A 12,309-nucleotide genomic window follows, 5' to 3' on the forward strand; every position below is an offset into this window, starting at 1 on the left:
GAAAGCGAGGAAAATTCATCACGTACGAAGGGGAAAAGCCTCCGTTCCCAGCATGACGCCATTCTTTCCGTGATGCTTTATCGCATACATCGCCCGGTCGGCGAGCAAGCATTTTTCATCGCCGCCAGTTGCTGCTCGTCATTTTTCTCTTTGGTCATGTCAGGTTTCAGACGTGCGTTATGCTTTTTCAGGTTCTGGAGTTGTTGGTTAAATGAGGAATCAGACATTTCTTATTTTATGAGCAAATAATCTTCATTCTTGCCACTTGTAGGGATTTTGTAAACATCAGGTGTGAAAAAGACGTCAGAGGAGCGGGTTTTCGGAATTTGCCCATAAGTAAAACCGGGAAAGTACCGCGGCGTTCCGGGGCGGTAAATGTTAAATAAGAAGCGCACTCGTTATTTTTAAACATGGGTTGTCGATATATCTCCAGATGCAATAACGGCGTGTTTAATTATTTTCACATTATAAAAACATTTCATTCCACCCCTTCGAAAGCGCTTTGACAATACGTGCCGGTTTTGGCGGATTATTTTATTTATTGCCTGTGTTTATCCTGAGCAGCCTTGTCAATTCGCTACGTAATCAGGCAAAATATGCGGCCCGCAAAACGGGCTGATTCACTCTTTCTTCATTAACGAAATCATTCTTCGTACAAGAAAACATTCAAAAACCAGAGGCCGGGCTTAGTACCGGATAGATATTTACTTTCAGAAATCGACAGTCTTGTCGCAAGGAAACATAAATGGTGCACCACTCTTTTTATGTGACGTCATCCGTCATGGGAAATTCACATCATGTCGGATAACATCGCAACAGGTACCCCTTCCCGCGTGGAACTGCGTAAAACCCTTACGCTGATTCCGGTTGTCATGATAGGCCTGGCCTATATGCAACCCATGACCTTGTTCGATACGTTCGGTATTGTCTCCGGCCTGACCGACGGCCATGTGCCGACGGCCTATGCCTTCGCGCTGATCGCTGTTTTATTTACGGCGCTGAGCTACGGCAAACTGGTGCGCCGCTATCCTTCTGCGGGCTCCGCTTATACTTACGCGCAAAAAGCGATTCATCCGGTTGTCGGCTTTATGGTGGGCTGGTCTTCGCTGCTCGATTACCTTTTCGCGCCGATGATTAATATTCTGCTGGCAAAAATCTATTTCGAAGCGCTGGTGCCTTCCGTGCCGTCGTGGATATTTGTCATCGTGCTGGTCGGCTTTATGACGCTGTCGAATTTACGCAGCATCAAAACCGTCGCCAATATTAATACGCTGGTCGTCGTCTTGCAGATTGTGCTGATTGTTGTGATTACCGGCATGGTGATTTACGGCGTTAACCACGGCACCGGTTACGGTACGCTGGCCAGTTCGAAACCGTTCTGGGGCGAAAATACCCATACTGTGCCGCTGATTACCGGCGCAACCATTCTGTGCTTCTCGTTCACCGGTTTTGACGGCATCAGTAATTTGTCGGAAGAAACCAAAGACGCAGAACGCGTGATCCCGCGTGCGATTTTCCTGACGGCGTTAATTGGCGGTGCCATCTTCATCGGCGCAACCTATTTCCTGCAACTGTATTTCCCGGATATCTCCAGCTTCAAAAACCCGGATGCTTCGCAGCCTGAAATCATGTTGCAGGTTGCCGGACGTGCCTTCCAGTTTGGCGCGCTGATTTTCTCCAGCATCACGGTTCTGGCTTCCGGCATGGCGGCACACGCGGGCGTTTCGCGCCTGATGTACGTCATGGGCCGCGACGGCGTATTCCCGAAACGTTTCTTCGGCTACATTCATCCGAAATGGCGTACGCCGTCTTTCAACGTATTGCTGGTCGGCGCGATTGCCCTGATGGCGATTAACTTCGATCTGGTGACTGCGACGGCGCTGATTAACTTCGGTGCGCTGGTGGCATTTACCTTCGTGAACCTGTCTGTGATTTCGCAGTTCTGGATCCGCGAGAAGCGCAACAAAACCTTGCTGGACCACTTCCAGTATCTGCTTTTACCAATGTGCGGCGCGCTGACCGTTGGTGCGTTGTGGGTGAATCTGGAAGAAGGTTCGATGGTGCTGGGGCTGATCTGGGGCGCAGTCGGCTTCATCTATCTGGCCTGCGTGACCAAAAGTTTCCGCAACCCGGTTCCGCAGTACGAAGACGTTGCGTAACAAATTCATGAATAACGATGGCTCCTCCGGGAGTAATGCCAGTCAGTTAAGCCACTGACTGGCATTTTTTTAGCTTATGAATACTTCAGGGCTGTCGCCGAATATCGCAACTTTTTCATTCATGTTCAGTCTTCCTTAACGTCCACCGTGTTTATAAATTTCCATTTGTTTCATTTTTGCGAGTTCGTCTGGTCCTATGCCCCCCGCGCTTTCGGCAACCACTTGAGCCGGGCGGGTATAGTGGGGATGTTCACCGCTTGAAAAATAAGGATCCGATATTTGCCAGTCCGCCAGCCTGCGGTATTTTTCCAAATCGCTTTTGTTGTTTGAGCACTCGCAAAAGCCAACGGGTAAATCGTAAGCTACGATTTGGCTCATAAATTCGGCATATAGTGGCAATGTACTGTGATCGCTGGGTTGCGAGATAAACTTACCGATCCGGGCATCTTTTTGTTCGCGGGTTTCACGGCACCGGGTGAGTTGCCCTCGCGTATCGTCATGTGAGCCCGGCAAAGACCAGCTTGATGAAGAGGGTACGGATATCCACTGCTCCTCATATAGGGAAGCATAGTAGGGGAAAGTATCATCATGAATTGCCCAATCCCCAGTTATTTCGTCTTTAGAAAATTGCCCCCAACCATCCCCGTTTCTGCCATCTACAGGATTTTTACCTACTCGCGTACCGTCAAAATCCAGTGGTATGTCGAACGGTAAAGGGACCCTTTCACCATTGATGAACAGTGTTTGATTAGCCGGAGGGGCGGGATAAATAAATTCGCCACCGTCATCCCAAAACGATGCACCTGCAGGAGGAAGTGTTCCAAAAGGGGTGTGAATCTGAGGATCGCCCCCACAATGCAGGCCTCGGGCCATCATCCGTTGGAACAGATGGCCCTGATGGTCAGTAAGCAGTTTATTAATATTGCCATCAGGGGTGTTGGGGATGCCTTGCCAGCCGATACTACGAATGGCTTTCATGCCCATCACACGGTCATGAGCGTTACAGTAAACCCAGGTACGGCCATGATTGTCGCGCTCATAGGTCTCATTTGGTCCCATTCCGGTGGGTTTCCAGCTCTTATTATTGGCATCAACTCCGACAACCAGACGGCTATAGTCCGCAGGCGTCATCCTGCTGGTTTGTTGGGCGACTTTCTTAACCACATTCTCAAACGTGGCAACCCTGGCTTTAGTCGATATGCATTCATTAAATGGGTAGGCGAACCTGTCCATCGTTTTATGTTCAAGCGCATAAGGTGAATTCATCACAAATAAAGCATCAGGGCCGGTTTTGGCAAGCAGGGTCGCCGCCATCGCAATCATAGTGCCCTGACTGTGGGACATCAGCGTTATGGTATCGTTAGGATAATCATTTCTGATGGTATCCATTAAATTAGCCAGCCTTGTTGCAGCGTGGGCATAATATTGTCTCGCAGGAGCGTCTGAAACCAACCGGTCTAACTCAGTATTTGCGGCCTGAACGCTGAACGGGATCGGCATTTCCTTCAGCCATTTGCTAAAACCTTCTTCACTCCATAAAGACACCAACTGGTCACAGCCATTTTGAAATGCGCCGCCGCCCCAATAGAATGGCCCCTTAGCTTGCAATTCACTGTCAGAAAGCTTTTGGTATTTTTTCAGGTCATGATAATCATCGCCTTCAGCATTTCTCAGGGGGATTCGGCATTTAACATCTGCATGCTTCCCAGCGGAGTATCCCCAGTAAAAACGAACAACCGGAGATCTACCTTCTTTAATTACGCCACGAATATTACTTTTGCCATCAGAATACTCATTTTCTTTTAAATGATGTTCCTCAGGTAAATTAAGACGTGCATTTAGTCCACGACAAAGGTTACTTTCGGCTGTGCTATACCACTCACCTTCAGAGTTAACCCCATGCACAAAAATAATAATCCCTGGAAGTTGAATTGGATAGTTACAAGCAGCCCTGACTTTATTATTGGATGGAGAACACATGCTGGTCCATACATGTTTACCGTTATCATCAATATGCAAAGATGCTGAGCGTAAAGGTTCTCTGGAATGATCAGTCATTGTCTTGTATCCCTGTTGCTTTTGGATCAATCTCTTGCTGTGCGGTATTTTTCTGGCTAGATGGAATTATTTGCGAATCGCAAGAGAAAATCGTTGTTTTTGTTGAGGAATTATTGGATTCTGGTGCGCTCAATAAATATGTGAAATCGCTGTAAGAGTTAGGGATACTGAATTTACGTGTTTTATATTTGTATGGGGTTTTATTATCAGTGAAGTAAACTGCATCATGGGTTATTTGGATGGATGTATCCTTCCCATCGTTCATATCTCCAGCAATATTCAGAGGATATCTAATTCCGTTCTTGATATATATAATATAAGCGCCGTTGTTTGTAGCTCTATCGCTAAGAGAGCGAACCCGAACTGGGTAAGCCAGCACTTCGTCGGATGCTGAGTAGATAATTTGACCTTTCCAGTAAAGGCTGGAGTTAGCCGTCAAAATATCATTTGTGCTTGAACCTCCATTGAGATAAACCTTTTTACCCAGCTTAGTATCATTGTAATAAATAATGCCACCATGATCACAATCTTTGTAATTTTCCAGCGTGAAAAATCTGTGCTCATCAATCCGATAAACAACTTGTGGTGGGACATCATAAACCATGTACTTCATATCACCAGACTGCCCAGTCAATCCTGCTCCACCGCTTGTCATAGCAAAGCCGTCTGCCGTGGTAGGGATATGGCAGGCCGTCATTGACAGGCAAGAAAAAATTGTGGCTGAAGCACACGTAAACTTGTTAAATGCTTTCATTCTCTCATCCTTAAAGTAATTCAAAACTCATTCCGTCGAGTAATGTGCTCTGAATAAGGGCTGTTTTACCTGCAGCGTCGGTCATGCCTTCCTGCACAGAACCATCGGGCAATGTCATCCGATATTTGGCGTTAGCGATGGGCTCGCCGCTGAGAGGGTGTACGAGTGCGAATTTCTCATCGAAATTCTCTGGCTCGAAGGACTTCATCGCGCTCTGTATGCTGGCCGCACCTTGTTTGACGATACCGCCATTTTTCACCCGCAATTTCCCCGGCCCGCCAATCTCAACGTTACCGCCTTTCAGTTTGATGTAGGCTCCGCCGCAGATCAGAACCAGCTCGTCCTGTGCGGTCACCGTCATTTTTTTGCCACTGGCAATATGCGTATCGTCCGTTGACCAGGTGGTGAATTTCCCGCCCTGCGCCTGAACGTCGATATCGCCTTTGGCGGCAAACATTTTTGTACCCTGACGGCTGTAGAGGCTGATTTGCTCACCGGCCGCGACGGTGAATTTCTTCGTCGCGCCGATATCCACCTGCTTACCGGCGGTCAGCGTCAGGCTGTCTTGCGCGTACAGCTGCATGCTGTCCCCGCTGACAATGCCCACGCCTTTGGGTGCGCTTAAAAGCAAAACGGCCTGCTGAAGCTTGTCGAGTTTCTGCTGTAACAAAGTCTGTTGCCGGTCGATGTCGGCGGCTAATGCCTGAGCCTGTTGAGCACTGGCCGACAGACTCTGCATTTCTACCCTTGCACTGGAAATCAGGGCATTGGCCTGTTGCATATCCAGCTGCTGACCTCCGGCGGAGGCCTGCACGTCGGCAGAAATAAACACGCCTTTGCCGCCGCGAACGGACACCCAGTCGTCGGTGCGCAGCTCGGCGCCGTGTCCGCGGTCTTTGCGCTTATCATCGACCAGCGCACCGAGGTTCAGCTGGCTTTTGCCGCTGGCCGGTGTCGAAAGCTTGATGTGCTCTTTGCCACGCGTGTCGTCGAGACGCAGTTTGTTATTGGCCTGAGTGCGGATTACGTTCCGCTTGTAATTCGGTAACGCCACGTGGTCCGGGTGCGTTGAGTCATGCAGCGCGTAAGCGATGTAAGGCCGGTCAACGTCGCCGTTCTCGAACGCAATCGCCACGCCGGTAGAATCCAGCAGCGGCATATGAAAACCGTAAGTATCACCGGAATAAGGCCTGGCTAAACGCAGCCAGCAGCTTTCAAAACCCTTTTGCCATCCGGTGCGGTCAAAGCCAAACCGGGCGCGGTATAAACCGTCGGCGTTGATGTGTGCATAAGGTTCATCCGGATGGGCACTGGAGATGCGGGCGGGCAGTGTGCCGGTGACGGTGGGCCACGGCAAAAGAGCAGGGCGGTACGGATGCTGGGTATTGCGCGGAACGGCGGTGAAGGTGACGAAATACGCCGTGTCGCGGGCGACATTTTTAGACGTGGTAGACACAATCAGCAGGCCGTCCGGCGCTTCCGGCCAGTCCTTGCCCGGCGTGGTGATGACCATCCCCGGCCGCAGCGTCATGCAGTTGGATTTACCCTCAAACGTGATTTGTTCACTGAGGTAACGCTCCTGACGGCGCTTCGCGTACCACATGCCCTGACCAGGCTCACTGCTGTATTCCTTGCCCGGTTCGGGGTAATACTCACCCCAGCGGTAATATTCGGCAACCAGCGCCGGATAGTCCGGGTTAGTGGCGGCTGTGGCGGTCATATCGCTTTGCGCAGCCGGGTAATAATCGTCGTTTACCGTCACCGACTTGGGAATCGATTTACGGCTGACCGACATCTCCCAGACCGACTCCAGCCCGCCGTCGAACAGTCCCGCCGGATTGCGGAACGGAATGGTCACCGGTTCCGGCCACGCGTAAGAATGGTCGGCCAGCACCATCACATCGCAGTTATTCTCTTCATCGTATTCAAAGAAGTACGAGATACCGCTGTCAGCCAGACGTCGCGCAATGTGTGCGTATTCGCTTTCGCCGAACTGCATCATGAATTTCTTCAGCGGGTACTGGTCGTTCAACGCAAACCGAAAATCCAGCCGGTCCATGTTGTAACGCAGGAAGGTGTTTTCGGTCATGCTGATGACGCTGTCGTTCTGGTAAACCGCGTTGTTGCTGCCCTGATTCAGACGGGTGAGGCGGTGTTCCAGCGTCACGACATAATGGGTTTCATCGGCAGACGTGCTGCACTGGCGAAACTGAGTAATGACGCCGGGGATGATGCGTGGTTTAACCGGTTCCCACGGCTTGCCGTCGGGGTACATCAGGAACAGGGCGGAATAGTTGATGATGTGCTGGGCGGGAATGTCTTTTACCGCGCTGGTGAATTCGATTTCATAGCGCAGGATATCGCTGATGGCCTCAGTGCCGCTGAACTTGAGCACCGAAATATCGACGCCGGGCTGTTGTGATTCAAGTCGTTTAAGCCGCAGCTGGTAATGGTTATGGATCGGTAATTTACTGCCGGCAAGAATGTATTCCTGAATGCCCATCGTTTAATTCCCTTTTACACAGTCTGTAAACCGGTGACTCCCTGTGAATTATTCCGTTATCCCGCCACCGTTCGCGGTGAGTTAACTTAAGGTGGACTTAAGTCAAATTTAGATAAAGTGAGTTTACTCAGTAACCGGATTAACGAAAGGGAGAAAATTCGGGAATGCGTTCTTTTACAGAAATTAAGTATTTCTGAATGTTAATCAGGATCGTGTTAGGAATATTCATTTTAATCATAGGGATAAGTCTGATCAGTAAATGTGTACTGAAAATCCGGAAACGAAGAACGTTTCTGGATTTTTACACAGCCACTGGATCGTTCAACTGATCCTTAACTGATCGGCATTACTCCTTCGGGAGCCATTTTTGTTTCTGTTCAGGCGATCCCCGCCCAGCGCATCAGCGCCGTTACGACCGCCGCCGCGATAATAATGACGATCAGCGGTGCCTTTCGCCACGCTAAAAACAGCGCTACGCCGACGCCTGTTACCCGTGCAAATCCGCCAAAGTGATGGCCTTCAAACAACGCTGACGTGGCCGCAACGGCCAGTAACAGAATCGTGGCGGAATCCGACAACATTGTTTGCGTTGCCGGTGACAAATTCAGGCGCGAGCCCAGCCGGTAACCGGCCACGCGCATCGCGAAAGTTCCGGCCGCCAGAACGACGATCCCGGCAATCCATAACGTGTGCTGTGTCATTTTTTGTTTCTCCAGGCCAGTAATCCCAGCAGTGAAAACAGCACCGGCATTCCGGCGGGCACAAAAGGCACGGCGGCGACGGAAATCAGTGCGCCGGACGCCGCCGGGATCAGCGTTCTGCGCTTTCTCAGTGCCGGGAAAATCAGCGCCAGCAAAATGGCCGGGAACACGGCATCCAGCCCGATGGCTTTGATATCCGGAATAAACTGCCCGATGTACGCCCCGGCAATCACGCTGACCGGCCAGAACAGCGCAATGCCCGCGCCGCACAGCCAGTAGGCTTTTTTGCGTTTCTCATAGGTGGGCTGGGAGATGCCGAATACCACGCTTTCATCGTTCATGATGTGGCATCCGAGCCAACTGAGCGATTTACTGCCCACCAGATCTTTCACGGCGATACCGAACGGCAAATGGCGGGCATTCACCAGTAAACCGGCAGCCGCTGCGGCGAACGGGCTTCCGCCACCGCCGACAATCGCGATAAATAAAAACTCCGAAGCGCCGGCGAGCACCAGCAACGAGAGCATCAGCGGCACCCACAGCGGGAAGCCTCCGGCGACCGCCAGTGAACCGTAAGAAATCCCCACCAGGCCGTCGGCGAGACAGACCAGAAAGATGGCTTTCACCACATCTTTTCCCAGCGGTGAAAAGAAACGTGCTTGCATAATTCAATCCCATAACGAACGAGTATTCATTATAATGAACACTTTTGAATCGTTCTTCAAGTCGAACGATCGTTCGTTATACTGTTCGGAGTGCCGCAATGTCTCAACCTATCAGCGTTATTTCCAAAGGTCTGGTGCGTGAACGTCAGCGCGCGGGCTTGTCTCTGGCAGAAGTCGCCCGCCGCGCCGGTGTGGCGAAATCGACGCTTTCACAACTCGAAGCGGGCAACGGTAATCCGAGTCTGGAAACGCTGTGGGCGCTGTGCGTGGCGCTGAATATTCCCTTCGCGCGGCTGATGGAGCCTGAAGTGAATAAAATGCAGGTGATCCGGCGCGGTGAAGGCCCGTCGGTGGTGGCGGAACTGGCGGATTACAAAGCGGTGCTTCTGGCGACCTGTCCGCCGGGCGCGCGGCGCGATGTCTATCTGCTGACCACGCAGCCGGGCAGCGACCGCGTTTCCAGCCCGCATCCGCTAGGTTCTGTCGAACATATCATCATCACGCAGGGGCGTGCGCTGGTCGGGCTGGTGGATTCTCCGGTTGAGCTGAACGCCGGTGACTACATTTCATATCCCGCCGACGTTGAGCATATTTTCAGGGCGCTGGAGCCGGACACGATGGCGGTACTGGTTTCGGAGCAGAGCTGAGCGCGTTTTTCTCCCCCTAAGTCACAGCTAAGAAACCCGTGAAATACTCGCCTGACTTATTCTTAACAGGGCGGGTTTTACCATGACGTATCCGGCGACAAAAGAAACGATTAACTGGGCTAACAAAGTCCCTGAAGTCACGCTTTTCTTCTGGCTTATCAAAATGATGTCTACCACAGTCGGAGAAACAGCCGCCGACATTCCTGAATGTGAACCTGAATTTTGGGCTGACCTATACTTCTGTTGTTACCGGTGTCTTGCTGGTGATTTCCCTGTTCTTCCCGATCAGGGCCAAACGCTACGTGCCTTCGCTTTACTGGCTGTCGGTTTTGCTGATCAGCGTTTTTGGTACCCTGCTGACCGATAATCTGACCGATAATTTCAATGTACCGCTGTCTTTTTCGACCGTGATGTTTGGTGCGTTGCTGATTATCACGTTCAGTGTCTGGTATAAAAAAGAACATACCTTATCCATCCACGAAGTGGATACCGTCAAACGTGAGCTGTTTTACTGGACGGCGATCCTCTTTACTTTCGCGCTGGGGACCGCTGCCGGTGACTGGGTCGCTGAAGGCATGCAGTTCGGGTATTCCACGGCGGCGCTTGTGTTTGGTGGCCTGATTGCGGTGACGGCGGCAGCGCATTATTTGCTGAAGGCGAATGCGGTGCTGTGCTTCTGGATTGCATATGTCCTGACCCGGCCGTTCGGGGCCTCCTGCGGTGATTTGCTGGCCCAAACGCCTGATAACGGCGGGCTGGGATTGGGCACGACCGGGACAAGTTGCCTGTTCCTGATCGCCATTGTGGTTCTGGTCGGCTATCTCACGCTCACGGAAAGAAAAGTGGCGACTGACCAGTAAATTGCCATTAAAGAGGGACTGATGCGGATACTGCTGGTTGAAGATGATGTGATGATTGCCGAAGCCGTGCGGGACACGTTGAAAGACGCGGCCTATGCGGTTGACTGGGTCAGCAACGGCACGGCTGCGTTATCGGGCGCGCTTTGCCACGGTTATGACGTCGTATTGTTAGACCTCGGATTACCCGGCCAGGACGGATTCTCCGTTCTGGCCGGTATCCGCAGGAAAGGGCTGGATGGCGGTGCAGATGATTACATCCTTAAACCGTTTGATATGAGCGAACTGATGGCCCGGATCCGGGCCGTTTTGCGTCGTAAAGGGGGGAGCAGTGAACCGGTGTTAACTAATGGCGTCATTACGCTGGATCCTGCAACCCATGAGGCCGGTCTTGCCGGCACAGCCGCCACTTTTCAGCTTTCAAACCGGGAGTTCGCTTTGCTTGAGGCGCTGATGCTCAGGCCGGGGAACATTCTCTCGCGCAGTGATCTGGAAGAGCGGATCTACGGCTGGGGAGAAGAGGTAGAAAGTAATGCTGTGGAGTTTCTCATTCACGCCTTGCGCAAAAAATTAGGCAGCGACGCCATCAGAAATGTAAGGGGAGTGGGATGGCTGGTTTCAAAGAACGGATAAAAAGCTCCATTCAGCTTCGTTTATCGGTGGTGCTCTGTTCAGCCATTTTTATCGTAGCGCTGGCATCAGGCGCATTTACTTTTCTGTCTGCGCTGGATGAGGCCCATGAATTGCAGGATTCTACGCTGACACAAATCACGCAGGTTTTGAAAAAAACCACGCCTGCGCTGGCGGGCAGCAGTTATATCAGTCCGGCGATTGCCGGTGACGACGACGCCAATGTGATTGTCGAGTTTATTGGCGGAAAAACCACGTTACCTTCCGCCCGTTTTCAGTTAGCCCCGCCGTTAACTGAAGGGTTTCAAACCGTGACTTCCGGGCAGAACGACTATCGTGTTCTGGTCACGGCGCTGTCGCCGGATTTGCATGTGGCGGTGGGGCAGAAAACGTCTGCCCGTGATGAAGTCGCCTTCGACAGCGCGGTGCGCACATTGATGCCTTTTCTGATTTTATTGCTGGTTTTACTGCTGATCGTCTCCGACCTGGTGCGCAAAGTTTTCCAGCCTGTTTCACGGCTGGCGAACGAGGTTTACCGGCGTGATGAGCAGGATCTGACGCCGCTGACTTATGCGGATATTCCTAATGAAGTCCGCCCTTTTGTGACGGGCATAAACCGGTTACTGGGTAAAGTCGAAGGGGCAATGGAAACGCAGCGGCGGTTTGTGGCTGATGCGGCTCATGAACTGCGTTCGCCACTCACGGCGCTTTCACTCCAGGCTGAGCGGCTGAGCCATTCCACGATGTCCGCCGAGGCTCAGGAGCGCCTGGTCACGCTGCGTCTGGGCATTAACCGGGCGAAAAATTTACTGGAGCAGCTACTCTCGCTCGCCCGCGCCCAGCAGCTGGTTTCTTCTCAAATCGCGTTATCGCACGTTTCGGTACAATCTGTTTTCCGTCAGGTGATTGAAGGGCTGTGGCCACTGGCGGCGGAGAAAAACATCGATTTTGGGGTGGCGGATACACAAGACGTCACGCTGCATACTGATGAAGTCGCGCTGTCCACGGTGGTTAAAAACCTGGTGGAAAACGCCGTTCGCTATACCCCGTCAGGCGGCCGCGTAGACCTGCGGCTCAGCGCCGAAAGCGGACGGGTCATTATTGACGTTGAAGACAATGGCCCCGGCATTGCGCAAGAGAAATACGACCGGGTGTTCGATGCATTTTACCGGATAGAAGGTTCCGGCCAGGAAGGATCCGGGCTTGGCCTGTCGATTGTGAAATCGACAATATTGCGGTTGGGTGGGGAAGTGAGCCTGCATCCCGCACCTCACTTTCCGACGGGATTACTGGTCAGATTGAAATTTGAACAAAAGAAATGACCGGCTGCATATT

The 12,309-nt window shown here is 51.8% G+C and carries 11 protein-coding genes; 5 read left to right on the forward strand and 6 right to left on the reverse strand.

Translation table 11 applies throughout. The annotated features are described in order from the left end of the window. Positions 1-77: 77 nt before the first annotated feature. Positions 78-227 carry a hypothetical protein gene (locus CWS43_RS27135; protein ID WP_157825343.1) on the reverse strand — a complete coding sequence of 50 codons (150 nt, stop codon included), beginning with the start codon at positions 225-227 and terminating at the stop codon, positions 78-80. 570 nt (positions 228-797) lie between these two features. Between CWS43_RS27135 and CWS43_RS02450 the strand changes: the two genes are divergently transcribed. Next, positions 798-2,159 (forward strand): APC family permease, encoded by a 1,362-nt coding sequence (locus CWS43_RS02450; protein WP_101075264.1) that lies wholly within the window; start codon positions 798-800, stop codon positions 2,157-2,159. 135 nt (positions 2,160-2,294) lie between these two features. Here the strand turns inward: CWS43_RS02450 and CWS43_RS02455 are convergent, their stop codons facing one another. The 5 genes from CWS43_RS02455 to CWS43_RS02475 all read right to left on the reverse strand — a co-directional run bounded on the left by CWS43_RS02455 (position 2,295) and on the right by CWS43_RS02475 (position 8,840). Next, positions 2,295-4,217 (reverse strand): hypothetical protein, encoded by a 1,923-nt coding sequence (locus CWS43_RS02455; protein ID WP_101075265.1) that lies wholly within the window; start codon positions 4,215-4,217, stop codon positions 2,295-2,297. Then, the gene (locus CWS43_RS02460) at positions 4,210-4,971 is read right to left on the reverse strand and encodes a hypothetical protein (RefSeq protein ID WP_101075266.1); all 762 of its coding nucleotides are present in this window, start codon (positions 4,969-4,971) and stop codon (positions 4,210-4,212) included. Before CWS43_RS02460 ends, CWS43_RS02455 begins: the two co-directional genes overlap by 8 nt. A 10-nt stretch (positions 4,972-4,981) precedes the next feature. Continuing rightward, positions 4,982-7,474 (reverse strand): type VI secretion system Vgr family protein, encoded by a 2,493-nt coding sequence (locus CWS43_RS02465; RefSeq protein ID WP_101075267.1) that lies wholly within the window; start codon positions 7,472-7,474, stop codon positions 4,982-4,984. A 377-nt stretch (positions 7,475-7,851) separates the two neighbouring features. Continuing rightward, positions 7,852-8,175: an AzlD domain-containing protein gene (locus tag CWS43_RS02470; protein WP_101075268.1), complete on the reverse strand. Its 324-nt coding sequence runs from the start codon at positions 8,173-8,175 to the stop codon at positions 7,852-7,854. After that, complete coding sequence (locus tag CWS43_RS02475; RefSeq protein WP_101075269.1) at positions 8,172-8,840, reverse strand: AzlC family ABC transporter permease; 669 nt, start codon at positions 8,838-8,840, stop codon at positions 8,172-8,174. Before CWS43_RS02475 ends, CWS43_RS02470 begins: the two co-directional genes overlap by 4 nt. A 98-nt stretch (positions 8,841-8,938) precedes the next feature. Here CWS43_RS02475 and CWS43_RS02480 point away from each other — a divergent pair, with 98 nt between their 5' ends. The 4 genes from CWS43_RS02480 to CWS43_RS02495 all read left to right on the forward strand — a co-directional run bounded on the left by CWS43_RS02480 (position 8,939) and on the right by CWS43_RS02495 (position 12,296). Then, positions 8,939-9,487: a helix-turn-helix domain-containing protein gene (locus CWS43_RS02480; RefSeq protein WP_101075270.1), complete on the forward strand. Its 549-nt coding sequence runs from the start codon at positions 8,939-8,941 to the stop codon at positions 9,485-9,487. 209 nt (positions 9,488-9,696) lie between these two features. Further along, positions 9,697-10,347 carry a hypothetical protein gene (locus tag CWS43_RS02485; RefSeq protein ID WP_232776627.1) on the forward strand — a complete coding sequence of 217 codons (651 nt, stop codon included), beginning with the start codon at positions 9,697-9,699 and terminating at the stop codon, positions 10,345-10,347. Between the two features lie 21 nt (positions 10,348-10,368). Next, entirely contained in the window at positions 10,369-10,977 is a 609-nt protein-coding gene (locus CWS43_RS02490) for a response regulator transcription factor (RefSeq protein WP_101075271.1), read from the forward strand. Continuing rightward, entirely contained in the window at positions 10,953-12,296 is a 1,344-nt protein-coding gene (locus CWS43_RS02495; protein WP_101075272.1) for a HAMP domain-containing sensor histidine kinase, read from the forward strand. The genes CWS43_RS02490 and CWS43_RS02495 overlap by 25 nt, the downstream gene beginning before the upstream one ends. Positions 12,297-12,309: the final 13 nt, after the last annotated feature.

It is taken from the genome of Rahnella sp. AA (assembly GCF_002834385.1).
Lineage (GTDB): Bacteria > Pseudomonadota > Gammaproteobacteria > Enterobacterales > Enterobacteriaceae > Rahnella.

What these genes read in the sequence shown, in the direction of transcription:
- CWS43_RS27135 (WP_157825343.1), bottom strand. Translation starts at nt 227, where the DNA reads ATGTCTGATTCCTCATTTAACCAACAACTCCAGAACCTGAAAAAGCAT.
- CWS43_RS02450 (WP_101075264.1), top strand. Translation starts at nt 798, where the DNA reads ATGTCGGATAACATCGCAACAGGTACCCCTTCCCGCGTGGAACTGCGT.
- CWS43_RS02455 (WP_101075265.1), bottom strand. Translation starts at nt 4,217, where the DNA reads ATGACTGATCATTCCAGAGAACCTTTACGCTCAGCATCTTTGCATATT.
- CWS43_RS02460 (WP_101075266.1), bottom strand. Translation starts at nt 4,971, where the DNA reads ATGAAAGCATTTAACAAGTTTACGTGTGCTTCAGCCACAATTTTTTCT.
- CWS43_RS02465 (WP_101075267.1), bottom strand. Translation starts at nt 7,474, where the DNA reads ATGGGCATTCAGGAATACATTCTTGCCGGCAGTAAATTACCGATCCAT.
- CWS43_RS02470 (WP_101075268.1), bottom strand. Translation starts at nt 8,175, where the DNA reads ATGACACAGCACACGTTATGGATTGCCGGGATCGTCGTTCTGGCGGCC.
- CWS43_RS02475 (WP_101075269.1), bottom strand. Translation starts at nt 8,840, where the DNA reads ATGCAAGCACGTTTCTTTTCACCGCTGGGAAAAGATGTGGTGAAAGCC.
- CWS43_RS02480 (WP_101075270.1), top strand. Translation starts at nt 8,939, where the DNA reads ATGTCTCAACCTATCAGCGTTATTTCCAAAGGTCTGGTGCGTGAACGT.
- CWS43_RS02490 (WP_101075271.1), top strand. Translation starts at nt 10,369, where the DNA reads ATGCGGATACTGCTGGTTGAAGATGATGTGATGATTGCCGAAGCCGTG.
- CWS43_RS02495 (WP_101075272.1), top strand. Translation starts at nt 10,953, where the DNA reads ATGGCTGGTTTCAAAGAACGGATAAAAAGCTCCATTCAGCTTCGTTTA.